The 25,624-nt window shown below is 42.5% G+C and carries 17 protein-coding genes, 2 tRNA genes and 1 riboswitch; of the genes, 6 read left to right on the top strand and 13 right to left on the bottom strand.

The features are described 5' to 3' along the window. Positions 1-23 precede the first annotated feature (23 nt). From ACIFSR_RS24800 to ACIFSR_RS24775, 6 genes are all read right to left on the bottom strand, one after another. Complete coding sequence (locus ACIFSR_RS24800) at positions 24-752, bottom strand: DUF6081 family protein (protein ID WP_339208684.1); 729 nt, start codon at positions 750-752, stop codon at positions 24-26. 29 nt (positions 753-781) lie between these two features. Beyond that, positions 782-1,693 (bottom strand): prenyltransferase, encoded by a 912-nt coding sequence (locus ACIFSR_RS24795; RefSeq protein WP_339209583.1) that lies wholly within the window; start codon positions 1,691-1,693, stop codon positions 782-784. 73 nt (positions 1,694-1,766) lie between these two features. After that, on the bottom strand, positions 1,767-2,810 hold the full coding sequence (locus tag ACIFSR_RS24790; RefSeq protein WP_339208682.1) for a hypothetical protein: 1,044 nt from the start codon (positions 2,808-2,810) through the stop codon (positions 1,767-1,769). Then, a complete protein-coding gene (locus ACIFSR_RS24785; protein WP_339208680.1) occupies positions 2,807-4,579 on the bottom strand; it encodes an HSP90 family protein in 1,773 nt (590 codons plus the stop codon). The genes ACIFSR_RS24790 and ACIFSR_RS24785 overlap by 4 nt, the downstream gene beginning before the upstream one ends. A 163-nt stretch (positions 4,580-4,742) precedes the next feature. Then, complete coding sequence (locus ACIFSR_RS24780) at positions 4,743-6,500, bottom strand: methyl-accepting chemotaxis protein (protein ID WP_430060782.1); 1,758 nt, start codon at positions 6,498-6,500, stop codon at positions 4,743-4,745. Positions 6,501-6,585: 85 nt separating this feature from the next. Next, positions 6,586-6,670, bottom strand: a riboswitch (cyclic di-GMP riboswitch). A 72-nt stretch (positions 6,671-6,742) separates the two neighbouring features. Next, positions 6,743-7,513 (bottom strand): DUF1836 domain-containing protein, encoded by a 771-nt coding sequence (locus ACIFSR_RS24775; protein ID WP_339208676.1) that lies wholly within the window; start codon positions 7,511-7,513, stop codon positions 6,743-6,745. Positions 7,514-7,769: 256 nt separating this feature from the next. On the opposite strand from ACIFSR_RS24775, the gene ACIFSR_RS24770 reads away from it, so the two are divergent. Next, entirely contained in the window at positions 7,770-9,089 is a 1,320-nt protein-coding gene (locus ACIFSR_RS24770) for a hemolysin family protein (protein ID WP_076268110.1), read from the top strand. 67 nt (positions 9,090-9,156) lie between these two features. Here ACIFSR_RS24770 and ACIFSR_RS24765 read toward each other — a convergent pair whose 3' ends face one another. After that, on the bottom strand, positions 9,157-10,278 hold the full coding sequence (locus ACIFSR_RS24765) for a glycerate kinase (protein WP_430060780.1): 1,122 nt from the start codon (positions 10,276-10,278) through the stop codon (positions 9,157-9,159). 94 nt (positions 10,279-10,372) lie between these two features. On the opposite strand from ACIFSR_RS24765, the gene ACIFSR_RS24760 reads away from it, so the two are divergent. Further along, positions 10,373-10,448 (top strand) — tRNA-Thr (locus ACIFSR_RS24760). Positions 10,449-10,456: 8 nt separating this feature from the next. Further along, positions 10,457-10,533, top strand: a tRNA-Pro gene (locus tag ACIFSR_RS24755). A 64-nt stretch (positions 10,534-10,597) separates the two neighbouring features. Here ACIFSR_RS24755 and ACIFSR_RS24750 read toward each other — a convergent pair. The 6 genes from ACIFSR_RS24750 to ACIFSR_RS24725 form a co-directional block, all read right to left on the bottom strand. Next, on the bottom strand, positions 10,598-11,983 hold the full coding sequence (locus ACIFSR_RS24750) for a M48 family metallopeptidase (protein WP_339208673.1): 1,386 nt from the start codon (positions 11,981-11,983) through the stop codon (positions 10,598-10,600). A gap of 133 nt (positions 11,984-12,116) precedes the next feature. Continuing rightward, positions 12,117-15,284, bottom strand: a complete 3,168-nt coding sequence (locus tag ACIFSR_RS24745) for an ATP-binding cassette domain-containing protein (RefSeq protein WP_430060777.1) — start codon at positions 15,282-15,284, stop codon at positions 12,117-12,119. Positions 15,285-15,520: 236 nt separating this feature from the next. Then, a complete protein-coding gene (locus tag ACIFSR_RS24740; protein ID WP_339208670.1) occupies positions 15,521-15,937 on the bottom strand; it encodes an SRPBCC family protein in 417 nt (138 codons plus the stop codon). After that, positions 15,934-16,242, bottom strand: a complete 309-nt coding sequence (locus tag ACIFSR_RS24735) for an ArsR/SmtB family transcription factor (protein WP_372238995.1) — start codon at positions 16,240-16,242, stop codon at positions 15,934-15,936. The genes ACIFSR_RS24740 and ACIFSR_RS24735 overlap by 4 nt, the downstream gene beginning before the upstream one ends. 552 nt (positions 16,243-16,794) lie before the next feature. Next, complete coding sequence (locus ACIFSR_RS24730; protein WP_430060774.1) at positions 16,795-19,551, bottom strand: glycoside hydrolase family 2 protein; 2,757 nt, start codon at positions 19,549-19,551, stop codon at positions 16,795-16,797. A gap of 253 nt (positions 19,552-19,804) precedes the next feature. Next, positions 19,805-21,541: a hypothetical protein gene (locus tag ACIFSR_RS24725; protein ID WP_430060772.1), complete on the bottom strand. Its 1,737-nt coding sequence runs from the start codon at positions 21,539-21,541 to the stop codon at positions 19,805-19,807. A 158-nt stretch (positions 21,542-21,699) separates the two neighbouring features. Here ACIFSR_RS24725 and ACIFSR_RS24720 point away from each other — a divergent pair, with 158 nt between their 5' ends. Genes ACIFSR_RS24720 through ACIFSR_RS24710 form a run of 3 tightly spaced genes read left to right on the top strand, consistent with a single transcriptional unit; the run spans position 21,700 to position 25,452 of the window. After that, a complete protein-coding gene (locus ACIFSR_RS24720; RefSeq protein WP_430060770.1) occupies positions 21,700-22,695 on the top strand; it encodes a sugar-binding protein in 996 nt (331 codons plus the stop codon). Continuing rightward, positions 22,692-24,143: a sensor histidine kinase gene (locus ACIFSR_RS24715; RefSeq protein WP_430060768.1), complete on the top strand. Its 1,452-nt coding sequence runs from the start codon at positions 22,692-22,694 to the stop codon at positions 24,141-24,143. The genes ACIFSR_RS24720 and ACIFSR_RS24715 overlap by 4 nt, the downstream gene beginning before the upstream one ends. Then, positions 24,118-25,452: an AraC family transcriptional regulator gene (locus tag ACIFSR_RS24710; protein WP_430060766.1), complete on the top strand. Its 1,335-nt coding sequence runs from the start codon at positions 24,118-24,120 to the stop codon at positions 25,450-25,452. The genes ACIFSR_RS24715 and ACIFSR_RS24710 overlap by 26 nt, the downstream gene beginning before the upstream one ends. Positions 25,453-25,624: the final 172 nt, after the last annotated feature.

Raw genomic sequence — 25,624 nt, 5'->3', positions numbered from 1 at the left:
AACGCAGCTCCTTCATAACAACTTTACTCTTTAATTTCTATTGTAATGGGAGACCATTCTCCGATCACAGTCTGTCCGTGCACCGACACGCTGCCCTCCGGCGACAAATCCTTTTCCGTCATAATGCCTAGCGCAACGATAAATTGGTTAAATTTAACCGGAACATCACGCTCTCTCCGCACTTCTTGGCCATTCAAAAAAAATACGACTTCATCATTGGTGCGATTGTACGTAATTTTGTACGTATTAAATTCGCGCGCCGCAAAGTTTGTGTCTTCCTTAAACACACAGAAATATCTCGTTTTATCCGTCTCCGGCACCTTTACTCCCGGAAAAGGAAGAACGGCATATACACTTGCATATTTGTCATTTCCCGCAAAAAAGTCGAGTGCCCCGCCTGTCGTGAAATCGAGCAGATTCAAAGAAACGAAACCATCATAAAGATCATCAGGCGCTGTATTTTGCGACCGTGCGCGAATTTGCAGCTCAAAGCTGATCTCACCGGATTCAGGTACAAGAACAGGTTCAGCAGAATAATACATATGCTTAGCATTATCCAGTATTTGAATTTGATCGTTCGAGCGGCTAAGCGGTGCTCTTACATACAGCAGTCCATTGCGAACAATGACAACCGCATTAGGCTCTCGGTACTGCCAGAAGGTTCCGTCTTGCAGCGGAAAACCACCGATTTTCCATACTTCCCCTTCATTTAGAATCGTATGAAAATCTCCTAAAGTCCATTGCTTCTCCATATCCATGACCTCTTTCTAAGTTGTATGTTTTAAATAAGACCCTGAATGATTAAGGCAACGATTAAGATCACACCGCATCGCATCGTTGCTTTCAGCGAGGCACCCATAAGCGGTACGTATGCAGCAGATACATTATTTGATGATAACCTGCCGTATACCAAATATAAAGGTATCGCTGTTGGCAGCGCCAGCAGCCCGTAAATAGGCAATGCTTTCACGACCACGCATAGGATAAGTGAAATATAGGCGAGAAAAAGCAAAACGCGCGAGAAAACGAGTGCTCTCTTTTCTCCCCAAACGACGACTAATGTTCTTTTCCCTGCTTGACGATCAGCCTGCCAGTGCAGGAAATGGTGATTAAACAATATTAGGGTAGTCAAAAGTCCTATTGGGAGCGATAGCCAAAATGCCCGAGAATCTAATTCTGAGGTTTGTACAAAATAAGCGCCTACGACAGGCAGTATGCCGAAGGAGATCAAAATCGCGACTTCACTGTAGCCTTTGCCGCGGTATCCGAATTGGATCGGCGGAGCTACATAGAAATAAGCAATTAACGCCCCAAGCCCGCCAAATACGAGCACCGGCCAGCCGCTTGTTATACTAATTATAATGCCGCAAATCGCTGCAATGCCAAATAATGCCCATGTTACGGTCGCAAAGGTGCGAATGCTCCACGTCCCTTTTGTCAAATAGCCAGAGTTGGTTGCAATTGCCCCTTCCGTCGATTGAGCGGCCGTATCCGTACCGTTATAATAATCCCATAAATCATTGATCATATTAGAAAATAAATGGGCTGTTCCTGCCCCAACTATGGTGATGATAAATAATAAAGGATTGAAAATGCCGTTCCACACAAAAGCCCCCAGCGCACCTAACGCCACGGGAATAAGCATAACAGGAAGAACCCTCAGCCTGGATGCTTTCATAAATTGTTTAAACATAAGCTGCCACTGCCCTCTCTGTTGTCGATCGTTCAATTGAACCACTTCCATTTGCTATACGTCAACACATGGATTAAAAATGGCTTAGTTTTTGAACTTGTTTAAGCTTCTGTTTGAGCAGCTCGGTGCAATAATGATTTTGGTTTCTTAGATCAAAAGCAGCAGCTAATTGTTCGGTATCCTTTACAATCATCTCATACGTAATATCGCTGCTAACATTCAGCTTTCTCCGACGGTTTTTCGCATGCCACAATTGTAGAAATGCTCTAGCTGAAATCATATACAACAACCGATCCCAGCCTACTCTCGTATCCAGCGCATATTGGACGGTTTGTTCAAACCATTTGGCGGCTTTATGAATGTCGGTTGCTGTGTAATAAGCAAGGAAGCTCCCATATTCGCTTAAGTAACCAGGTCCCTTTAACAAACGCGCGCCTTTTTTTGCCATCTTTACAGCTTCATCTGCTTGCTCCGTCTCAAGGAGCGGGAGAAGCAGATGGCTGTACGTATTTTGCGGAATGGATTTGCAGGTCATTCGACCATCCATAATAGGCTTCATAGCTTGCAGTCCTCGCCGATATCTGCCAACTGTAAAATGATAGTAGCCAAAGCCATTTTGCTCACAGGCGCTGCAATCAGACATTCCATCTCTAGCCGTCTTGCGCCAAAGCTCATAGTTTGCTTGAGCCGACTCATGATCGCCTTGAGATAGCGCGTATCGATGAAGACATTGATAATATGGGCGCAGGCTGTGACCGTATTGTAAGCATTTTGCCTTAAAATCATTAAAAATCGAATTGATTTGATCCGTACCAAATTGCGGAAACCGCCAAATTTGATTAACAAACCATTTATAGTGCCAAATAAGGGTGAAGCTCGAATAAGCAGCCGGATCTTTTTCAAACTGAGTTAAGCACCAGGTAAACGAAACAAGAAATCGCTCTTCATAGCCCGAATCAAGCGCTGCCTCGGAATAAGTCATGCGGGCGTAATAGGAGTCTTCCTTCGTCATATGCAAATCGGCTATCCGAATAGCCTCCTCAAGCACCGCAAGCTTCTGTTTTCCCTGCGGCAAGCTCCATGCCTCGCTTCGCAATTGATCATATCGCTGCTTCATAGCTCTCGATCACCAGCCTGACTAAGACCGATTTCCAGCACCTGCATAAACGATTTGTTCATTAACTTCAGCTCCTCAGGGCCAAGAGGATATTGACCAAGCAGCAAGGCCTGCGTATAAACGGTCTCAATGCTTAGCTTCTGCATATCCGCATTCTGACAGGTCATAGCCCTCTGCATAAGCGGATTATTAAAGTTGTAGCAAATCGTCGCATATGGCACCTCATATAACTCATGGATGACAACATCCACAATGTTTGCGAACAAATCATTAGCTTCATCTTTCGTTTGCTCTGCCATTCTCAGAAAATTCACTTCATCATTTGTATTGTATAAAGCAGCCAAATCCACTGGCTCAAATCGCTTTACTACGCTTCTGCATTGAAATGGAGCTAGCAGCTGATCCGAGAGCTCCAGAAAGGAAAGAATGCTTTTATGCTCCGCGGGAGTTATGGATTGGAAGACGTTCGAGAAATTAATCGGATCTAGAACTAACGCCTCGATATCCTCATCCAGCGCAGGCAGCTTGCGTACAAGTTCAAAATCATGGACATAACCGCCGTTAATAACCATCACATTTTGCGCTTTGGCAACGCGAGCCACTTGGCGGAATTCATCAAGTGTTGAAGATACAACGATCCGTTTGTTCTGTTCCAATATTTCGCTCATCTTCATCATGCCAAATGAAGTCTCAAACGACAAGAAAGGGATAAACAATCGATAAAGCTCATCATCTTCGGCAGCCATCGCTTTAATGGAAGCAGAATGAATAACAATAATTTTCCCGAATAGTACAGGATTTGATTCTGAAAGCTGAATCATATGCTGTTTAATGTTTTCGCCAATTTCATCCTTTACGGTATGAAAAAGCTCATTTTCCATAAATGACTCCCGAGAAGCCGTTGGTCGAAGTCCATTCGTATTCATGATACACGTAACAAAAAAAGCCCAATCCGGAAGCATATTGTTAACTTGATCGGAAAGCAGCATACGTTTCATATATACCTTATGTTTTTTCTCGGCTTGCAAGCTTACAGCATAAGGAAGAATATAAGCGACACCCTCAAGCTCACCAATTACTGATTTTAAAGGTATGGCATCCAAGAAGGTTTGATACAAGTGATCTTCGCCATAGGTGAGCGCATCACTGCTATTCATGGACCACGGAGGAGTTTCCTCGTTAATCCTAATATCTGTTTTCCCTTCGGACAAATGAATCGGAACAGGTAGGAACTGACCATAATGGCTCATTAACTCCATCACACGATCCCATTCGTAATAATCCTCGTAACCCTCCTTGCATGTCAAAAACACGGTTGTTCCGATTGGAGCATCCTTCTCAAGCTTGCGAATCGTGTACGTGCCGTCTGGCCGCCCGCGCCATTCTAAAGTATCGCCTTCTAGAGCGGAGCGGGTAATAACAACGATTTCGCCGCTCACTACGAAGCAGGACAGCAAACCCACGCCAAATTGTCCAATATAGTCGTCTGCTGAATCCATTTCGTCACGCTTGGAGGTACTTCCGATTTGAGCCAAAAAAAGCTGGATTTCGGATTCGGACAGGCCTATCCCATTATCGTGAACGGCAATCGTTCGAGAACCGTAAATTTCAACTGTTACGCGTGCATCAAAACGATGTCCAAGCCGTTTGCGTGCCGTTATCGCATCAACGCCATTTTGTAGTAATTCCCTAATGAATACGCCTGGGCTCGAATATAAATGCTTTGAGAGAAGCTCGATCATCCCTTGTAAATTAACTTGAAAGTTCATTTCGCTCATCCTGTCTCCCATAGTGGATCTGTTTTGTATTGGTCTATTCCATTCATTGATTCGGCATTATACTCGCTTATCCTTCTTTATTTGCACAAAGAGGCAGGCAGCACCCCAAACCTATGGATGCTGCCTGCCTCACACGATTATCATTTTGTGTTGCTTATACTTTGAAAACAGATGCTTTCTCCTTCAAATCCTGCGAGGAAAGTGAAAGCTTCTCCGCAAGCGTGCGCAAATCATCGGAAATATCATTTTGCTTAACTGAAAGCTCGCTCATATGTTCCATTTTCCCATTCACTTCTGAAGACGTAGTCAATAGCTTGTCTACTGCAGACACGATATGAGACATGCCTGTTGTAATTTCACTAATTGCCGTAGAAATCTCGCTCACTTGATCTGACAGCATGCTGCTTTGTGATTCCAATGCTTGGAATGTGCTGCTTGCGGTTTCAGATGCTTGACGCGTCGTGTTAATAACATTCGCGAAGCTGCCGATCGTGCGGCTGCTTGCTGCCACATCGCTCTGTATGAGTGTCAGCTCCTTCGTGATCTGCTTCGAGATCATATCGGTCTGACTGGACAACTTGCGGATCTCATCAGCGACTACTGCGAACCCTCTGCCATGCTCACCCGCTCTTGCCGATTCAATGGATGCGTTCAGTGACAACAAATTCGTCTGTGTGTTCAAATCCTGAATGCCGTTCAAAAACTTAGCTACATTGTTATATCGTTCATTCATCGTTTCGAAAGCTTCAGTTAGCTTTGAGAACTGGTCTACTGTTTCATTTACCATCGAGACCACGCCAGCCATCTGCTGCGTGCCGTTATGAGATGATTGCTTCATATTTTGCATATCATTGTTTATGTATTCACTCGACGCAGCAATTTGCTGAGAGCTTGCTGAGATTTCTTCCGTAACTGCCGAAATGGATGAAGCATCGTCATACTGCGACAGCAACACTTTTCTGCCCAGCTCCACTTGGCCATTTACATCCTCTGATGCTTTTCGATTAATACCAATCATATTATCCATATTATTCGAGATGTGGAGCACAGATTCGCTCACTTCAAGCGTAGCTTTAATCGTTTCTCGCAGCTGATCGCCCATATTAGCCAAAGCGTGGTCAAGATCGCCAAATTCGTCAGAGCGAACGAGTTTTTCTTGACTTGTAAAATCATTATTGCCATACTGCTTAATTCTTTTTGTAATGCCTACAAGTCCTGTTCTAATCGATTGTGAGATGACAAAAATCATAATAGCAGGAAGAATAGCTAGCAAAATGACATTTATAAGCACAATAAGGTTCGCACTGGATATGTCTTTATCGAGAAGCCTCTGCGTCGCGTTAGCGTCTGCGGTCAAACGCTCGTGCATTGTATCGTTGGAATAACTTAGAATGACGGTATATACGCTTATTAGATTGCTTATGCGGAGCGATTTCTCATCTGATGATAATCCACTCACGTCTGTATTCGTCACTTTCAAGTTATCTAATGCTAGCTTAAGAACATTAACTTGATTCGCATAATAAGGACCATCTTCCGTTGCAGGCGGATATTTCTTATCCATATCGATAAGCTGTTTCTCCAACTCATCGATGTTGGCAGGCATCGTTTCCAAATCCTTCATGATCAGCGTTGCATCGCTTTTGCCATTTTCAATGGCATCTACCATTAGAAGCATCACTTTCAGCAGCCTATTCGATATACCTTGATAATTGCGTTCAGCACGCTGCAATTCCTCTGAACCTTCGACTGAGGTTGCTACTGAATGATTTTGAAAATAAATCAAAACGCCCGAGCCTACATTAAATAGTGTGATGATTGCGGTAACAAGCAATAATTTGCTCGTTATTTTCTTCAAACTCAATTTCTTAAACAGTATTTTTGCTCTCTCTATCCTATCCTTAAAAACCATCCTGCTTGCTCTCTCCTCTGTCTCCTGAAAACAAAAAAAGCTATCCAGCCACAGGAGGCGGACAGCTCAGTTAGCTTATTATCCTTCCGGCGGTCTGGCAGCCATAGTGCGTACACCTTAGGCCCATAACTTTGCGTCCTTGTCTTTCAACAAGTTTGCCTTTTTCAGTTTGTCTATTTTGTAGTTTACAACTTAAACCAGTATAGGACTATTTAGTGAGTTTGTCATCCCTTGAACCATATTTATTCTGTGGCTAAAAATAAGGTTGCATTGCAATAACGCCTTGCTAACGAATGAAAATAGGAGGTTTGGATGGAAATAACCGCAACGAGCAAAATATTTCGCACCGCTTCCCATTGTTTTTCTGTTAAATTCGGCAATCTGCTTGCAAATTGATTCGCTGAAGAGCGAATGACATGCTCTGTCAATAAATCTTGATGCGGATTTTCCTTCAGATGACCGGAAATGTCGAGCAGTTGATCGTTATTCGCATCTAGCTCCTCAAACATACTAGTATAAGATGCATATAATTCAATAGGCCCAACTAAATCGTCTGCTTCATCCTCTGGTTTCTTGAATACGATCTCAAAAAGCTTGCGTATGGATTCAAAATCAAGATTTGACTTTAAATCATCAATAATAAATAATAACGCAGCTTGGTTTAGAGAATATTTTTTCCCAGCTTTCGGACAATCGAAATAAGGTTTGAAATCTCGCTTTACCCAGTTTTGCATGGAGGTAATCGACAGATTCGAATATTCGATTAATTGGCCCAACGCAGCAATTTCATGTAGTGAAAAGCCTTTAATCTCATTTCCTTTAATGAGCTTTTCAATAATTGGAGGCAGCAGCGTAGACATAAATGCAGGCAGTCCCGTGCCTTTCTCCAAATCACATTGATGCGTTTTGGTCCATGCGGCTTGCAGCACTTGCAGTGGCTTTAAATTATACTTTCCGTCCAGAGCCAGCAGCAAGCAAGCCATCTCTTTTCGAGTAAGCGTAAAGGACTCCATCTCGCTTCCTCCTCGCACATTCGTCTTGCATTCCTATATTACAAGTTCATATGAACTCATCATATGCCGGAGAATGACGCTTGTAAAGGCTCGAAAATCAATGAGAATAAGCCTTTCATTCTCGTTAAATCGATTTTAAAGCGCGTATAAGGCTGTTACCGTTGGATATGGCATTTGTCATATCATGTAATCATTCGTTATAGTAGATCATAAGAATAAAAAAAATATAAACATAAAAGGGTAGTGAAAAACGAAAATGGGTATAGGATTCAATTTATTCATGATTGCTCTTCTTATTTTATTAACTGCTTTTTTCGTCGCAACGGAGTTCGCCATCATCAGACTTCGCTCCAGTCGGATCGATCAGTTAGTGCTTGAGGGCCGGAAGAACGCACTTGCCGTTCAACGGGTTACGAGTAATCTGGATGCCTACTTGTCAGCCTGTCAATTAGGTATTACTATTACAGCGCTCGGGCTGGGCTGGCTGGGAGAACCGACAGTTGAAAAAATGCTTTTACCCTTGTTTGAACGTTTTGCTATTAACGATGACATCAGTCATATTCTATCCTTTTTAATCGCATTTATTTCGGTCACATTCCTGCATGTTGTTGTCGGGGAGCTTGCACCAAAAACGTGGGCGATCCAGAAAGCTGAATTTATTAGCTTCTTAACAGCAAAACCGATTATTTTATTCCACAAGATTTTATATCCTTTCATTTGGTTGCTAAATGGCTCGGCTAACGCTTTGGTTCGCTTGTTCGGATTGAAACCAGCTACAGAGCATGAAGAAGCACACTCGGAAGAAGAAATTCAAATTATTCTTAACGAGAGCTACCAAAGCGGAAAGATTAACAATACAGAATACGGATATGTAAGCCGCATTTTCGCTTTTGACGAATTGCTGGCCAAAGAAATTATGGTGCCTCGCACCGATATGATTTGTTTGTATACAAACAAATCATTAGCTGAGAACATGGAAATTATTCGCAAGGAACAATATACGCGTTTCCCGGTCGCACTTGAGAGCAAGGATAACATCGTCGGCATGATTAACACGAAGCAGCTTTTCCTAGAATATGAATCAGATCGTGATTTGGATTTCAAAAAGCTTGTTCATCCTGTACTGAGCGTTTCTGAGGTTACGCCAGTCAAAATGCTTCTAAAGCGAATGCAATTAGAACGTGTTCACATCGCTATTCTCGTTGATGAATACGGCGGTACTTCCGGACTAATTACAATTGAAGATATTTTGGAAGAAATCGTTGGTGAAATTCGTGATGAATTTGATGCTGACGAACGCAAGGAAATTGAACAGTTGGCCGATAACTGCTATCTTCTCGATGGTAAAGTATCACTTAGCGAGCTGAGCGATCTAACCGGCATGAACTTCGAGGAAGAGGATGTGGATACGGTCGGCGGCTGGTTGTACAGTCAAGTGACCGATCCAAAGCCAGGCAAAGAGCACTTTTACGAAAATTATAAATTTATCATTCGTGAGACGAGCAAAAACCGGATTCGCAAGGTCGAAATGCTAATTGAGCAAAATCAAGAAGCCGTTGAAGGCGAAACCGCATAACGATAGGTTAACAATAAAGAAGCAGCCATTGCTCATTGCATAGGCTGCTTCTTTTTTTATTATGACTTTATAACAAGCTGAAAATATGAACGATTCGATCAAGCAGCCACTCATCCGTGTGGTCTATCGCCTCTTCTACGGAACATGGACCCGGCACGAGCGAGAAGGCTGCACGAAGACCTAGCTCCGACGTGTATGCGGAACTTGCATCAATTGACCCGCAAACGGCGATTACAGGGTTGCGCTGCCCCCGAGCGGCATCACATATCGCCTTGATCACCTTGCCTGATCCCGTTTGGCTGTCTAATCTCCCTTCGCCTGTCAAAATCCAATCAGCGTCAACAATATGCTCCTCAAACCCAATTTTATCCATAACAAGTTTTGCTCCAGCGTGCATAGCGGCGTCAAAAAAAGCTAAAAGCGCTGCGCCTGTTCCTCCTGCCGCTCCGCTGCCTGGCAAATTCGCGACATCAATCCCTGTATGCTTGGATATACCTTCAGCAAAATGAGCTAATGCAAGGTCAAGCTGCTTGACTGCTTCTGAAGATGCTCCCTTCTGAGGACCGTAAACCAAAGAAGCTCCATGCTCCCCGCACAATGGATTACGTACATCGCCAGCAATGATGAAGCTGCTTTCACGAATGCTTGAATGGAATCCTCCATCATCAATCGATGCAAGCTTCGACAAATGAACGCCTCCGAGTGGCAGCTCAGCTCCACTTTCATCTAACAGCTTCATTCCAAGTGCCTGCAGCATACCCGATCCGGCATCATTAGTCGCGCTGCCTCCTAAGCAAATAATAAATTGACGATAGCCAGAACCGAGCGCATGCCGAATCAATTCACCGGTGCCAAATGTTGAAGCGATAAGCGGATTTTTCTCTTCATTCTTGAGCAAATCAAGACCCGATGCTTCAGCAAGCTCAATGACCGCGGTTTGACCATCCCCCATTACGCCATATCTTGCATGAATGCTTCGGTTCAGCGGATCGTGAACAGGAACTTCGATAAAACTCCCGCCTGTAGCTTGTACCAAAATCTCAATCGTTCCTTCACCGCCATCAGCCATTGGGAGCTGTACGATTTCAGCATGTGGATGTACTGTTCGAATGCCTGCTTCCATCGTGCTAGCAATTTGAAATGCACTTCTTGACCCCTTAAACGCATCCGGTGCAATAACGATTTTCACCCTAATCATCCTTTCAGAAAAAAAAATAAAAAAACACTTGCAATTATTTCAGTTTATATGCGATAATACATCTTGTGTTTAGCGAATACATCTTGCCGTTGTAGCTCAACTGGTAGAGCAACTGACTTGTAATCAGTAGGTTGGGGGTTCAAGTCCTCTCGACGGCACCATCTTTTCCCGGGACGTAGCTCAGCTTGGTAGAGCACCTGGTTTGGGACCAGGGGGTCGCATGTTCAAATCGTGTCGTCCCGACCATCCTAAACATAAAGAATTGAATATACATAAAAGAAAGAAGCTTGAGCAATCAAGCTTCTTTCTTTTATATTTGGTCGCCTAAGTTTTGCAACAGCTCGGCGAGCTCGTCAAACCCAGCATCCAGCGCATAATCCTCAGCTGTATATCCTGTTTCATCAACTTTCAACGGATCAGCCCCTGCTTTTAGCAAAAGTTCCGCTCCCTCTATGTCACCATTTTTTGCTGCCGTCATTAGCGGTGTCCATCCGGTACTATCCTGTAAATTCGGATTAGCTCCTTCTTCCAGCAGTAACGCTACCATCTCTATGCTTTCATTATACAACGCTATCGTTAATGCCGTTTCTTCATAACTTTGCTCAATCACATTCAATTGCGCTCCCGCATCTATCAATGAAGAAGCGATTGCTGTTTCATTTAGCTGGGCTGCCCACATTAGCGCTGTCCACCCTTCATCGTCTGCTGCATTCGGATTTCCTCCAGCATCAAGCAGAGATTTAACAAGCTCCAAATCAGCCTCTGAAGCTGCACCAAGCATTTGATCATCGGTTGGCGGCCCATCAAGAGAAGACATAAAGGTATCAATCGATTTCGAGAAGGTCACTCCGATCGTAACAGAACCCCCGAGAACAAGAATAACAGCTAAAACGATGATAAGTGCTATTCGCGAAGAAGATGTCTTAAAAATGATATTCGATGAGATGCCTGCATATTGCTGAATCGCGTAGATACGCTTCGGCAGGGGAGGGTGAGTCGATAGCTTCTCAGCCAGCCATACAAATAATCCTTTCTCATAGCTGCTTTGCAGCAAATATTCCTCACGGTCTACCCGTTTGTAGAGCGTTTTGCCGATGGCTAATATCGTTAAACCATTCATTGCGGCTTCAGCATCATTGGTGTAATAAGCAGCCATACGGTCGCATGTATATTCGCAAGCCCGCGAGTATGCTTCGCCAAGAAATGGAAGCCATAACGCCGGCAATATGAGCAGCTGCTTCGACAAATGATTTCGTTTGATATGGGCGAGCTCGTGTGAAATAACAAAAGTGAGCTCTTTTTCCCCACCCGCCTGAATCATTTCGAACAAATCGGAATAAAGCACCACCATATTGCGGCCAAAAAAGCGCGAGGCAAACGCATTTAATATCCCGCTTGACTCCATGACATAGAGATCCGGTACAACAGTAAAGCCCATCCGCTCACACTGTGCCTGGGCAATTGCGAACACTTCCGGGAATTGTCTCGGTGTGATCCGAACGCCATTGGTTCGAATGCTTGCCATCATAATCGCTTGAGCGAATAAGGGCAGGAGAATAAGAATCGGTAGGATGAAAATGAAAATAATAGAAATAAACAAACATAAATAAATAAAAACACTAAAGATAAGCGCAAGAACGAAGTAACGATTCTCTTTCTTATGTATGAGCGACGTTTCTAAATCAATTGCATTCAATAAATGGCATCCCCTTCTAAAATAATACCCACATTATACACGATTTCCCAAAGTTATTATACAACCTTCAGCATAACAAAAAAACTCATCTGCAATTTAGGATTGCAAATGAGTTTCTTTCAGTGTATGACATCTAGCTTTGCTCAAGGAATTGGTAAACAGCCATCATTTCTTGTTTATTCAACTCACGAATGCGATTGAAAATAGGAATATCAGCTACAGCCTCGATATTTGAGCTGTCTTTAACAACATCACTTACTTTGCCGGTCAGCCATGTTTGCACGTCTATGCCTTCAACGATTTCCTTAAGCCCTTCATCGTTGATGCCACTTGCATAACAGCTAACACATGGTACCGATAATTTAAACACGCCATCATGGAGCCCATCTTCCGAAATTACTCTTTTCCCTTTGCAGAATGGGCATGGCTGGCTGGCTTTAATTTTGTTTATTAAGGTAACAATTTTTTTGTAGCCAAACGCTTCATAAACATAGGTCAGTTTTTTGTATTTACCATTGGTGAAATACTTATCAATGATCGTTTCTCTCGTTTCGGTGATATTGGCAAAATCACAGACGGTGATCCGATTATTAATACTGATGGATTCGATACTGTTGCTAATACGGCCCCAGAAAGGCAGTACATTTTGCAAAACCATTTCGTAGTGGGAAAAGCTCGCTACCTCTAGTTCAAGCATTTTCAGCGCAGCTTGCGTCTCCCTAGGCAATAGAGAAACCTCTTCCGTCAAAACCATATCGCCCCCAACAATTGCTTTCATTTTGTCTAGAACCTGTAGATTTCCAACGGTTTTAATGACTTGATCAAGAGGCTGCTGAATAATGTCACGAATATCCGTCTCGCCAAACTTCAGCTTTTTATGATGCTTTAGCACCGTTCCTTGACAGATTGGGCAAGTAATCAATTTTTTGGATTCTTTTATACGCTCTTTAATCTCCGATTTCGATACCACCATATACATCCCAATGATGTGATTAAAGCCTTCCCATGTCCTTGATGCCTTGCCTACTTTATCATAGAATGACTTTTCCCAATATCCGTACAAAAAAGTATGCTTTTCTGCGTCTGTCATCTCTGCATAACTTTTGCTTATATCCTGGCCGAGCTCATTTTTAATCTCTTCAAAAATAAATTTTATTTTTGGGAATTGATAAAACTTCAAAATATCCATCACATCTGGATGCAATAAGCCATCCCAGAATGGCGCGGCTTTGTCCTGAATAACAATATCAAAATCAAATTTTTCAATTACACGGCGGCCCGAGCAGCATGGGCAATGATTAGCTTGATTATAGAAATCGAAGCTATTCGTATCTTTATTGGTTGGATGTGCCGCCACAATATGGTTGATTAAGCCGCCAATTTCGTAGAGAAACGTATATTGGCTGTACAAGTGGCGTTCCAAATCAATGGCGATGACGGGTGCAATGGTATCCGATTCATATTCGCCATAAATGAGACGAGCCATTGATGATAAACTTTTCAAGATGCCGCCTTTATAAACGTTTTCCGCATTTTTAAAATAGGCAATCTGGTTTTCTTTTAAATAATTAACGCCATTTTTTTGATCAAGTGTTGAAGGAATATGGAAAGGAGCAGCTTTATCTTCATTGTTTTGTTCCCGGTAATAATCATCATGACTGACCACATCAAGATGCTCCACGGGTGCAAGCTGTCTTTTGCCAAAATCAACGATAAAATCAGAGCTTTCCAGCATATACGAATTATGCTCAATCATGATCATGGAGACAGATTCATCCTGAAGAATGACCCTCACACTATCAATGAATTGATTCAAAATGTTTTGTGATAACCCTTTTGATGGCTCGTCAAAAATAAATAGCGTATTCGGGTTTCTGGAGCCCGCAAACAACTCAGAAACTAAATGAACACATTGAAATTCACCCGTTGATAAGGATTGTGTTTTTCTCTCCAACGTCAAATAACCAAGTCCTAGCTTGATCAATAAGCTCAAGCGTTTATGAGCGATGTCTTCATTTGGCAGCTCAACAATAATATCTTCAATCGAGCGCTGAAAAATATCATCAATATCATCACTATATTTTGTAAGCTTCTTTTTAATATCTAGAAATGTGGCAACGGTTGACCGACTAGTGATCGATTGGTTTCGATCTTGCCCAACCATAACCAGCTTATCTTTCGGATAGCGCTTCACAAAATCTTTGGACATGCACTCATTAACTAGTGTGGATTTGCCGCAGCCTGACTCACCTGTAAAAGTGACAAGTCTATTTTTAGGAATCTGAATTTCATTGATTTGAATATTCCGGCAGTGAAGATCAAGAAATTGATAATATTCTGTTGGTGCTGCCTCGTTTCGTTCCCCGTGGATTGGCTTTGGACGTGGTGATTCTTCCACTATTTTTCCGCCGTATTTTCCGCTCCCAGGGCCAAAAAACAAATGCTTATCCGCTGTGTCCAGCACCGTGTCAGAATGGTCAATGAGCCAAATTTGATTTTTAACTCCCAATTGTTTAATCTCAGCTAAAATCTTTAATAACGTCTGATGATCAAGACCTACGGAAATTTCGTCGATGATAATAACCGTATTCTCACTTGTTGCCATAAATTCAGCTAAGTAGAGCCGAGTTACTTCTCCGCCTGACAATGTTCCCATAATCCGATTTAACGTTAAGTAACCAATATTCATATTGATTATATTTTTTAAAATGTTTTGTTTACCTTCACTAATCTTTAGAACTTCTGCTAGTGAATATATTGTTTCCACACTGAAGTCGTTGATGTCCGATATACTCTGTGCTTGTTCAAGTAACTCAAATTTATATTGTTCAACTTCTTGAATGTAACGTTTCCCCATACATTTTTTACATTCGATATTTTTAGTTGTTCCGCGGCCTTTACAGTCTGGACACCAGCCTAATTCATTATTAAATGAAAAAACTTCTGGAGAAAGATTATACTTTTCAGCAAGAGCAACTCGAATTTCAGTAAACACGCCAGTATGCGTACCAATAGTTGAACGAGGATTTGAAGAAATGGATGATCGACCTAGAAAAAGGACAAGCGGCATTTCCTCCATCTTAATGGCACTGAAATTGGTTTCCATAATATTAGGAAATAGATACTGATACTCCGCCTTTGGCAATAAGGAAACAAGACGTTTCTTCGATTCTTCACCAATGGTTTGAGAAAAAGTTGTTTTTCCAGATCCAGATAAACCAGCTATGCCTAACGATTTATCTACTGGCAGTACTTCATCTAATTTGTTAATATTGTTCGCAATTAATTGCTTTATTTTCATTGTGATCTCCTCTCCAATCTCTAAAAATTTGTCTCTTTATATGATAAAAGCAAGCTTCTACTGCCAACCTGCTATGTTTGCTCATTTAAAATGATTTCAAAAGGCATCTTATCAAAAAGAAAGAGCACAATTCTTACTGCGGAATTGCGCCCTATTTTTAAAAAATAATTTATTTGTATTGATGAATTAAGTTTTGTGCTGAATAACTGGTATCATGAAAGTTGAAAAAATCATATTTACAGTTCGGCTAACACTTTTCCAAGCTGATTGCCCTTGTAAGTCCAAGCAGATTTTGCTCCCTCAATTGCTCCCGGACGGGCTTTTGTTTCTTCACTAAATCCAGTTTGATCGAGGTGCAGATGAACTGTTCCATCTGAACCTTCTTTCAAAGTCCATGTAATTGTCGTATTTTCTCCAGCACTTATCCAAGTGTAAGATAAGGTATGCGGCTCGTCCACTACAAGCACTTCGCAATCTACAATGCCGTTCCACCATTCGGAAGGCTCCGTTTTGAACTGAAATTTATGTCCAACGACCGGTTCAAAATCATTATTCCAAATCCATTTCGCAAGCGTATCCGAATCCGTTAAAGCATTCCACACTTGGTCGATTGAACTAGTAAATTGATAATCTAATGATACATCTGGTTTCATTTTTTTTCCTCCAATATAAGTTTTAATTTATCTATTCTTTCATTCCAGAATCCTTCGTAAAATGATACCCAATCTTTTATTTCTTTCAACGGATTAGCATTCAACCGATATCTCGTTTCTCTGCCAACCTTTTGAGCAATGACAAGATCAGCATCTTTCAGGATTGCCAAATGCTTGGAAACCGCTGTCCGACCCATTTGAAAATGAACCGTTATCTCATGTAGGGGCAAGTCTTCAACTTCTGCCAACAATTGAATTAGTTTTCGCCTTGTTGGATCGGCAACAGCGTCATAAACATCCCTCATCTGACCTTTATCGTTCAAAACCACCCCCACCTTTTCATTATTATTTACTGTGATGTTGCCAATTAAACGACATTACAGCTTATTATGACACCTTTTGGAGTCATATTGATTATAGGACACCAAAAGGTGTCGTGTCAAGCTTCTTGCTCATCCACTATGTGGCTTTTAAATCTTACTTTGTTAGTTTAACAGAGTACCCTGCTTACATAAAAAAGACTCTTCAGCCGCGTAGCTAAAGAGTCTCTCCTTCTATCTCTTCTTATCTAAAGTTTAGTTTATCATTACAACTAATGATCCGATTCATCCCATTTTTTCGAATAGGCTTTTTTTGTAACCCAAAGTGTCAGCCATGTGAGCAATACAACGATAATACCCGAAAAAATCCAAACACCTGCAGGAACGTTCATCTATATGTACCCCCTCTTTGTCTACTCCCTCTATTTTACAAGATCCCATTCGATTATTTTCAACAGATCCGTTAACAAATTCGTAACTTTTCTAATCATAAATCATCAAGGACGGAGTAGCAAATAACGGATTACACTTCATGAATTAACCTCTATGGTGAACGATAATATCGATCGGATAACGACCAGCATTGCGTCCGTATAGCGTCAAACCGCCTTGTTCAGCTTCGAACTGAAGCTTAAAGCTGCGGTTTTGGTTCAGCTTAGCAGTCAGCGCACTAGGCAAAATGACCTTGCAGAGATAGCCGTATGAGCCTGCATCCTCCAGCTTGTTAGAAACCGCTTGATAGTGCCAAGACAGAACGCCACGGCTATCCGCTGGATCATCTGTCAACACAATAGTATCAACCAGCTGTCCATCAATGAGAACATTTAGCTTAGCTTCATGGCGATCCGAATCCGTCATAAAATAAGAATTTATGTTGTACTCTGGATCAGACAGCGCACCATGCATAAAGGAAATGTCCAGCTTTTTCTGAATGCTTTCCTCAAGATCACGTTTTAGCAGACGCTTAGAGCCCGCTTCAAAAAACAGTTCAATATCATAAATCATCGTTTGCTCCGAAATGGATGGCAGCTGTACATCATAAGTAAATTGTCCTGCAATTCCGCCATTCACTTTCTGATTCTGCAACGAATTCCAGCTATGCGGCCACTCGCTATCGGTGAAGCTTGCAACCGGCACGCTTATCGTTTGACCGTCAACCTCGTATTTTCCATTCGTTTGACCGCTACGAACGTCGAATGTAACGAAGTTGCGTGTAATCGTTTTGCCATCGGAAGACAAGAGACGTACTGCAATTACCGCAACCGCATCCTGCTGAGGCATTTTCAAAGAAAGCGGCTGCAATGCACTCACGCCAAATCCGTTCCAGTCAATGATTTCGTGTCCTGATTGTGCGACAGTACGTACACCAAAATGATCATACGACAGCTCCCACGCCAGCTGAAGCGCTTGACCATGATAACGATCCGAGAAGCTGGAACGCAAAAGCTCCAATGTAACCTGTGCCCCTGTATCCAGCGTTTGACAAGGAGGTGCATCAATAACGATAAAATCTGGCGAGTGCAAATCTGCGATCGTCATGCCGGGAACGAACCACTCGTAGCCAAAATGCTTGTCGGTGCCGTCCAAACGGTAATAACCGTTAAACTCATTTACAACATCTCGGAATTCTGTAAATACGAAACCGCACATTTTATCATGACGGCGGAATTCATTCATCATATAGCGGTAATGCCAGGCTAAGTCACTATCTCCTGCTCCGCCTTCGATCCCCCACACATTGCCGCATTCGCTATTCATTAATGGTGCATCTGATTGTACATTGCCCGCAGTATAGTTAAAGGTAGAACCTACGAACGTTTTATCAGCGACCTCTGTTACATGGTTTCGTAGCTCATTGTAGCCATTAATGTAGAAATGCCAAGTGTTAATATCAGACTCCACATGATCATAGTTACATGGTGAGTTATCTTCAACTATACGGGTTGGATCAACCTGTTTGGCCCAACGATAGATGGAACGAACCCACTCCTGCGTTTGCGGCAAATAATTTTGCGGATGTGATGCATCTGTTGTAAGCGAAGCGGATTCACTTTCCGTTTTCAAGCCCCATGTCTCATTAAACATAACCCAAGAGAAAATTGACGGGTGATTGTAGTCACGATCAATAATTTCACGCGCTTCACTCTCATAAGCAAGCCGTGCCTGCTCATCCGGGTCCCCCCAGAAGCATGGCATATCCTCCATTACGAGGATTCCAAGTTTGTCAGCCCAGTAAAGCTTGCGCGGCTCTTCCGGCTTAATGTGAATCCGAACAAAGTTCAAGCCTAAACGTTTCAAAAGGAAAATTTCATCATGCATTTCTTGATCGGACGGATACGTGAAAAATCCGGTTGGATGGAAAGATTGATCCAACGTTCCATTCAAATAAACAGGTTTGCCATTCAACATAATCCAGCGATAATTTCGATCACCTACAAGTGCAGTTGAAATTTCACGAATACCGAAATAAGTGCTTATAACATCCGACTGACCATTGCTGGACAGGGAAACTTCGCCTTCATATAAGAAAGGAGATTCTGGACTCCATAGCTTAGGATCTGCCACTACAAATGAAGTGCTGATCGTATTGGCTCCTTCTGTAAGCTCTGCTTCGAATTGATGTGATACAGCACCTTCTGCAAACAAGAAGGAAAGCTGAGCATGACCTGCGCGGCTTGCTGTCACTCTAGTCGTAACTTGTATAGTACCGTCCATTTTTGTATTAAACTTCGAATCCTGTACATAGTTTTGAGGACGAGCCTCCAGCCATACGGGCTGCCAAATGCCGCGAATTTCCCCATAACCTTGCTTGCCACGGCCTTGGAAAGAATGATCAAAATCTTCAACACGAACCGTAATCGAGTTTGTGCTGTCGATTGACCATACATCTGTTACATCAAATTCGAAATGGCCATATCCGCCTTCATGCGAACCAATGGAGATCCCATTTACCCATACGTCGGACTTAAAATCGACCGCGCCAAAGCGAAGGATTACTCGGGCATCAGCTAGCTCTGGTGCCCAATCTACTTTCTTATCGTACCAAGCGATGCCTTTATCATTGCTTCCGATTCCCGACAACGGGCTTGACCAGGAGAAAGGAACAGTGATTTCCGACTTTAAGGATTGCCCCTTCGATTTATGCCAATCTGCACCGATGCCGCGATTCTCATGATCAAATTCAAAGGACCATGCTCCATTCAAATTCAACCATTCCGAGCGCTGCCAATCTGGCCGAGGATACTCAGCTCGAGGGATGTTCACTTGTGATGCATGTACCGTATTTAAAGACATTATTAATCACACTGCCTCTCTTTGATATTTTGATGACGTTCATAAGATTAATTAAAAAGTTAATAATAAACCGAAATAACAACCATTTCGTAACAAGAATACGTCTTCATTAACTTGTTTGTCAACTATTACTTTGAAAACCCGTGATTAACCTATTATATAGTTAACTATTAAGTTACTCTAATATATAGTGAATCCTCATTGAAATCAAAAAAGGAAGCTGGCCTTAGCCAAGCTCCCTCCAAATATAATGCTAAAGCTTTCTGATCTGACCGATAAATATCTCGGAAGTCAGCCATCTCCGGAATATAAGAAATAACATAACTGACGGCAGGCTTGTCAATGCTCCAAGCTGCAGCATTAATGCACTGTCCATTTCTCCTCCTGAGCTTGCTAACTGTACTAATTTCATTATTGGTGTTTGCAGCTCCATATTAGAAATATAAATTAACGCTGGTAAGTATGAGTTCCATAATACGACGAAATGGAGCACGCCAAGCGCAAGCAGTGGCTTCCATATTTTTGGGATAAACAGAGTGAAAAACGTATGCAGTTCCCCTTTTCCCGATAGCTCGGCCTCAGTCTTTAAGTCGGCGTGTCTACTGTTGAAAATACTTTTGAGAACAAAAACCGCCGCTAAATTAAAAAAGCCGAATATCATTTGCGGAATAATCGTATTGACCATTTCTAGGCTCCGAACGAATAGGTACTCATTAATCATCCCGCTTCCCATCGAAATGACGATAAGCAGAAACAACTTATACCAGCTGCGCCCTGGCAAATGTTTGACAGTCAGCGGATAAGCCAGTGTGACAGTCATCAATAAAAATATAATTACAGCAACAAAGTTAACGACTGAATAAGAAAAAACGTTCCAGAACGATATGAAGCTCCACACCGATTGCCTTGCTTCTCCGGTTCCAGTAAACGGATAGATGAACAGCATATACAGTAAAAAAATGACAACGATTGAATATAAGCAAGCTGTCACAATCCCAATTATGCTGCGTCCAATATTTGTTGTTTTAATGTCAGCTGCACCTGTGTGATTACTGAATAATTGCTTTAAAAACAGTCTTTTTACAATGAAATAAGCGATGATCGTAAAGAGCAGTTGAACCGCATACTGAAAAATGCCCGCAGCAGCGGAAGGACTTACGTTCATCATCAAAAAACCTAGTTGAAAAATATAAGCGTCGAGCGTCTCTCCTGTCTTCGATACCAAGGGATTCAGCAAGCTTCTAATGAGCTCATAGTCCGTGGACATGATGGCAGACAGCTGCAGCACCATAAAAGCGGCTACCGCTTTCAGTGCTGGAATCACATTCATTACAAGGTAGCTATTCCCGATGCCTGCAAGCCCCGTTTCTTGACGGTTCAATGAAGCATGCTTCGAGGCTATAGCTGCAAGCGCGATGATGTTCGGAATACCGCATGTTTTTAACACTTCAACGAATACAATGATCGGTCGAAATAATGTCTCATCACCCAAAATCAGCGTCCCCGAGGTTAGAAAGGGAGATGTGCTTATCGACAGTATATAAATGAAAATATACACAAAAACAATAGAAGGAATGAAAAAAGGAATAAGAAATAAAGACGAGAACAGCCCTCTCAACCACTTGTAACTAATATTGCTCAGAGCAAGCGCCAGAAGGAATGCGATACAACCGCTAGCCAGTGTATAACCCGTTTTGATAACAAATGTATTTACAATTACCCTTTGGAAGTTCTCATCGTTAAACAATTGGGCAAAATGATTAAAGCCTACCCACGAACTCTCAAATAGGCCAACAAAAACTTTGTAGTCGACAAACGATAAAATTATACCATTAGCAAATGGAAGCAGCTTAAAAATCAATATGAGCATAAGAGCGGGAATGACGATCAAGTAATGCAGCTTGTACTTCCATATTCTCTGAGGCAGACTGTCTGGATCATGTAGTTGGTTATGTAGATTGCTTTGGGCATTAGGCGGTTGATGCTCCATAATAAACCCCTTTCTTTTTCCGTAATTTTACTAAATTATAATGATTTAGTTGTATGTTGTATAGCTTCAATATCGCTCATTTTCGCTGCAGCTTTTGATTATTCGCCTGTTCTTGTATAATAATCCGATATAAATGGACGCAGTAAGGGAGTTGTATAATGTCTAATCGTAAATGGAACATAGGCATTGCCATTCTGTTTATTGTATTTTCCAGCCTTCTGCTAAGCTTCTTTCTCTCCACGCTTCGGATAAAGGATCTGCTGCAGCCCATTCTCTCAACCGAGGTAAGCGAGAAACCTCCTTATCACATTGTCCTCATCTCCCAAGAAATCGATAATCCATATTGGCGATCAATTGAACGAGGTGCAAAAGATGCAGCGGTTGAATTTGGGATGGTGCTTGAATATACAGGTCCGTTTCGCATTAATCCCGCAGAGCAAATGAAGCTGCTGGAGAAAGCTATTGCAGCCAAAGCTGATGCGCTGCTCGTACAGGGGCTTAACGACCCGCAGTATATCGGATTAATTAATAAAGCGATTAGCTATGGCATTCCTGTCTTAACGATTGATACAGATGCTCCGAACAGCCGCAGGCTCTCTTATGTCGGCACAAACAATTTCGATGCAGGCAAAGTTATGGGTGAATTGGTTGCCGAAGCGGCTGGAAACCATGGGCAAATCGCCACTTTAATCGGAAACGAGCAAGCCCCCAATCAGCAGCTGCGGCTTGCTGGATTTCGAGAGGTTATTTCACATTACCCCGAGCTGAATCTTGTCGAGGTGCGCTCCTCAAACATTTCACGCCTCCAAGCATCAGGTGAAACAGAGGAACTGCTTCAGCACTATCCACAGCTGAATGTAATGGTCGGATTAAGCGCACTCGATGCGATCGGCATCGCAGAGGCAACTGAACGCATTCGGCCAAAAGGCCTGCAAATTTTTGCATTTGACGCGCTCGATGAAACTCTGGAGCTTATTCGCAGTGGAATCATCCATTCAACCATTGTCCAGCAGCCTTACGACATGGGCAATGAAGCCGTATCGCAGTTGAACGATTACCTCCATGGCAAGGAGCTTCCTGTGCAGCATTTTACGAAAATATCGGTACAAAGCCAGAAGCCCTTCGTTCAAGAAAATGGAGAAACTAGCCCATGACCATTCGGACTAAGCTGCTCATTTTCATCCCATTACTCGTTCTCCTTATTAATTTGGTTACGTTCTTTTTATTTCAAAGTGGAAAGATGGTTCAGCAAAGTTATAATCAAATGATCGATCGTATCCTTTTGTACAACCAGTCCTCCAAGATTGTAGATAACAACTTAAGTACGCTGTATAGCTATTTACTTAATCCAGACGACAGCAATAAAGAGCGATACGATCATAGTCGAGTGGAACTTCAGGATCTGCGCTTACTGCTCCAAGAAAAGTCGAATGTTTCCATATCTTCCTCCACTATTACTAGCTACGTTCATCTGTTAGATACTTTTTTGGAGCAGCAGCAAGACGCTTTCACTGCAGCTTCTGCCGAAAGATCGAAGGTGTCGCTCACTCAATACGAGAATGCGGAAAGGACAGCAAGCTTCATACAAGAGGACAGCAAGCAGCTGGTTGAATTGGAGTTAAACATTTATGAACCTGTATATGAGCAGATTCAAGCAGAAAATAAACGCATGTATTTGCTCGGTGCCGCCGTCTTCATAACGAACACCCTGCTGAGCATTTTACTTGCCATTTGGATTTCACGCAGCATTACTGGACCTGTAAGCAGTCTTGTCTCACGTGCGAAGCAGATCTCCAAGGGACATCTAAAGCAAAGCTCAAACGAGCTGCAAGCCAAGGATGAGCTTGGCGTATTATCAGGCGCATTCGAGCAAATGTCGAGCGACCTCCTCGAATTGATGGAGCGGGATAAAGAAAGCCTGGAGAAGGATCGACTCGTTAAGGAATTAGAGCTGCAAGCGCTGCAAAGCCAAATTAATCCGCATTTTCTCTTTAATACGCTCAATGTATTATCCAAGCTAGCGCTCATTGAAGGAGCCGAGAAAACAAGTGATCTCATTATTTCGATGTCCAATTTACTGAGATATAACTTGCGCAATCTGGAGCATGCGGTCACGCTCAGAGATGAGGTAGCACATGTAGACGAGTACTTCACCATTCAACAAGCACGCTTTCGCGAACGCATTCAGCTGGTGAAGGATATCGACCCATCTGCATTGTCATATCACATCCCTGCGCTCACGCTTCAACCCATCGTAGAAAACGCCTTTGTTCATGGCATTGAACGTATGGAGAATGGAGCGAAGATCCGCCTTGAAATAAAGCATGATCAACATCATGTACGTATCTCTATTTCCGACAATGGCAGCGGTATGACTGAAGAAATTCGAGATTCGCTGCTCCGAATGGAAGCTGGCGCATTCACCGAACAATCAACAGGCCTTGGCACAAAAAATGTGTTTAAGCGCCTCCAACTATTTTATGGTCTACATGGATTAGTCGATATTGAAAGCGAACGGGGTAAAGGAACGACAGTCACAATCCGAATACCTGTTAGAGAGGACGGTGAAAACATACATGTACCGACTGTTAATCGCGGATGATGAAGCACTTGAGCGGGAAGGCTTGGAATTGATTATTGAACGAATGCTTCCGAATACCTTTCAAATAATCCATGCCGAGAATGGACGTGTCGCGATAGAAAAAGCAGAGGAATATCGCCCCCATATCATACTTATGGATGTCAATATGCCCGGCATTCAAGGTTTAGAAGCGATCCGCGAAATCAAGCATACCTTGCCGGATGCCAAATTCGTCATGGTGACCGCTTATGATTATTTTGCTTATGCCAAAGAAGCCCTTTCTCTCGGAGTGAAGGAATATTTAGTCAAGCCTGCCAAACGCGAGCAAATCGTACATACGCTTCAGCAGCTCATACAGGAACTCGAGCTGGAGAAGAGGAAACGCTCGGATGAACTAGAGCTGCGGCATAAAGTTTCTCAATTAATGCCTTTAGCAGAAAATGAACTCGCTATGATGTTTATGGTCGATCATGTTACAAATACCGATATCGAGCAATTATCAGAATGGCTCAGCTTTCCACTAGAACATGGCTGTGTGATCGTGATCGCATTTCCCGAGCATGTCAAAGCTAATCCCAAGCAAAAAGTTTACGATACGATTAGAAGCTTTATCAAATCATCTTTAACGAATAGTATTGTAAGCTCCTTAATTGATCGCCATATGGCTATCTTCATCAATCATGATAAATCTGTTGTGGACGCAGATTGGAAGGCAGCCGGAACCGCTTTAGGTGAAGAACTATGCACGATCGCAGCACGTCAGCTAGAGGTTGACATCTTAGTCGGAATCGGAAAAACGCGCTCGGGTGTTGAGGGTTTGCGCAAATCCTATTTTGAGGCTGTATTTGCCTCCAATTATTATGAGCAATGCGGCAAGATATGCCACTTTGATGAATTGATACATGGTGCAGTCCCTTCACTGAATCGTAATAACAAGCAGCATGAACATGTGGAAGCTATACCTGAAGCGTATGTTATCTCAGCAATGCAGCGTATTCGAGAGCAGCGGGAGCAGCAAACCCAATCCGTGCTTGACCGTGCACAACGTTTTATTCAGGACAACTATACAAAGGACCTCTCACTCGAAGAAGTAGCCGAATCCGTTCATCTAAACCCACACTATTTCAGTAAAATATTTAAGCAGCAAGTAGGCACAACCTTTATCGAATATGTCACTGCCCTTCGTATCGAAAAGGCGAAAGCGTTAATGGCAACTGGAAAACTAAGTTTAAAGGAAGTTTGCTTCGAGGTCGGTTATAATGATCCAAACTATTTTAGCCGTGTCTTTAAAAAAGTGACCGGTGTCCCCCCCTCCGACTACCGGGGATAAAAAATGAGCAAAAAAGTAAAGTCCATGCTGCAACGACATGGACTTTTTTGTGCTGGGATGACAACAAAATGCTAGTTCTCTTTATTCGTTTCCCTATGCTTGCAATGTCTAAAATAAATGCGGGAACAACACTCATTAATGCAGGTTTTTACGAGCGGATTCGCTCTTTTTG

This window comes from Paenibacillus sp. NRS-1760, assembly GCF_050467785.1.
Taxonomy (GTDB): domain Bacteria; phylum Bacillota; class Bacilli; order Paenibacillales; family Paenibacillaceae; genus Pristimantibacillus.
This window is presented reverse-complemented; position numbering and strand designations above follow the sequence as displayed.

What these genes read in the sequence shown, in the direction of transcription:
- ACIFSR_RS24725 (WP_430060772.1), bottom strand. Translation starts at nt 21,541, where the DNA reads ATGGAGCATCAACCGCCTAATGCCCAAAGCAATCTACATAACCAACTA.
- ACIFSR_RS24720 (WP_430060770.1), top strand. Translation starts at nt 21,700, where the DNA reads ATGTCTAATCGTAAATGGAACATAGGCATTGCCATTCTGTTTATTGTA.
- ACIFSR_RS24740 (WP_339208670.1), bottom strand. Translation starts at nt 15,937, where the DNA reads ATGAAACCAGATGTATCATTAGATTATCAATTTACTAGTTCAATCGAC.
- ACIFSR_RS24730 (WP_430060774.1), bottom strand. Translation starts at nt 19,551, where the DNA reads ATGTCTTTAAATACGGTACATGCATCACAAGTGAACATCCCTCGAGCT.
- ACIFSR_RS24745 (WP_430060777.1), bottom strand. Translation starts at nt 15,284, where the DNA reads ATGAAAATAAAGCAATTAATTGCGAACAATATTAACAAATTAGATGAA.
- ACIFSR_RS24800 (WP_339208684.1), bottom strand. Translation starts at nt 752, where the DNA reads ATGGAGAAGCAATGGACTTTAGGAGATTTTCATACGATTCTAAATGAA.
- ACIFSR_RS24710 (WP_430060766.1), top strand. Translation starts at nt 24,118, where the DNA reads ATGTACCGACTGTTAATCGCGGATGATGAAGCACTTGAGCGGGAAGGC.
- ACIFSR_RS24775 (WP_339208676.1), bottom strand. Translation starts at nt 7,513, where the DNA reads ATGGAGTCCTTTACGCTTACTCGAAAAGAGATGGCTTGCTTGCTGCTG.
- ACIFSR_RS24735 (WP_372238995.1), bottom strand. Translation starts at nt 16,242, where the DNA reads ATGAGGGATGTTTATGACGCTGTTGCCGATCCAACAAGGCGAAAACTA.
- ACIFSR_RS24780 (WP_430060782.1), bottom strand. Translation starts at nt 6,500, where the DNA reads ATGGTTTTTAAGGATAGGATAGAGAGAGCAAAAATACTGTTTAAGAAA.
- ACIFSR_RS24785 (WP_339208680.1), bottom strand. Translation starts at nt 4,579, where the DNA reads ATGAACTTTCAAGTTAATTTACAAGGGATGATCGAGCTTCTCTCAAAG.
- ACIFSR_RS24790 (WP_339208682.1), bottom strand. Translation starts at nt 2,810, where the DNA reads ATGAAGCAGCGATATGATCAATTGCGAAGCGAGGCATGGAGCTTGCCG.
- ACIFSR_RS24770 (WP_076268110.1), top strand. Translation starts at nt 7,770, where the DNA reads ATGGGTATAGGATTCAATTTATTCATGATTGCTCTTCTTATTTTATTA.
- ACIFSR_RS24715 (WP_430060768.1), top strand. Translation starts at nt 22,692, where the DNA reads ATGACCATTCGGACTAAGCTGCTCATTTTCATCCCATTACTCGTTCTC.
- ACIFSR_RS24795 (WP_339209583.1), bottom strand. Translation starts at nt 1,693, where the DNA reads ATGTTTAAACAATTTATGAAAGCATCCAGGCTGAGGGTTCTTCCTGTT.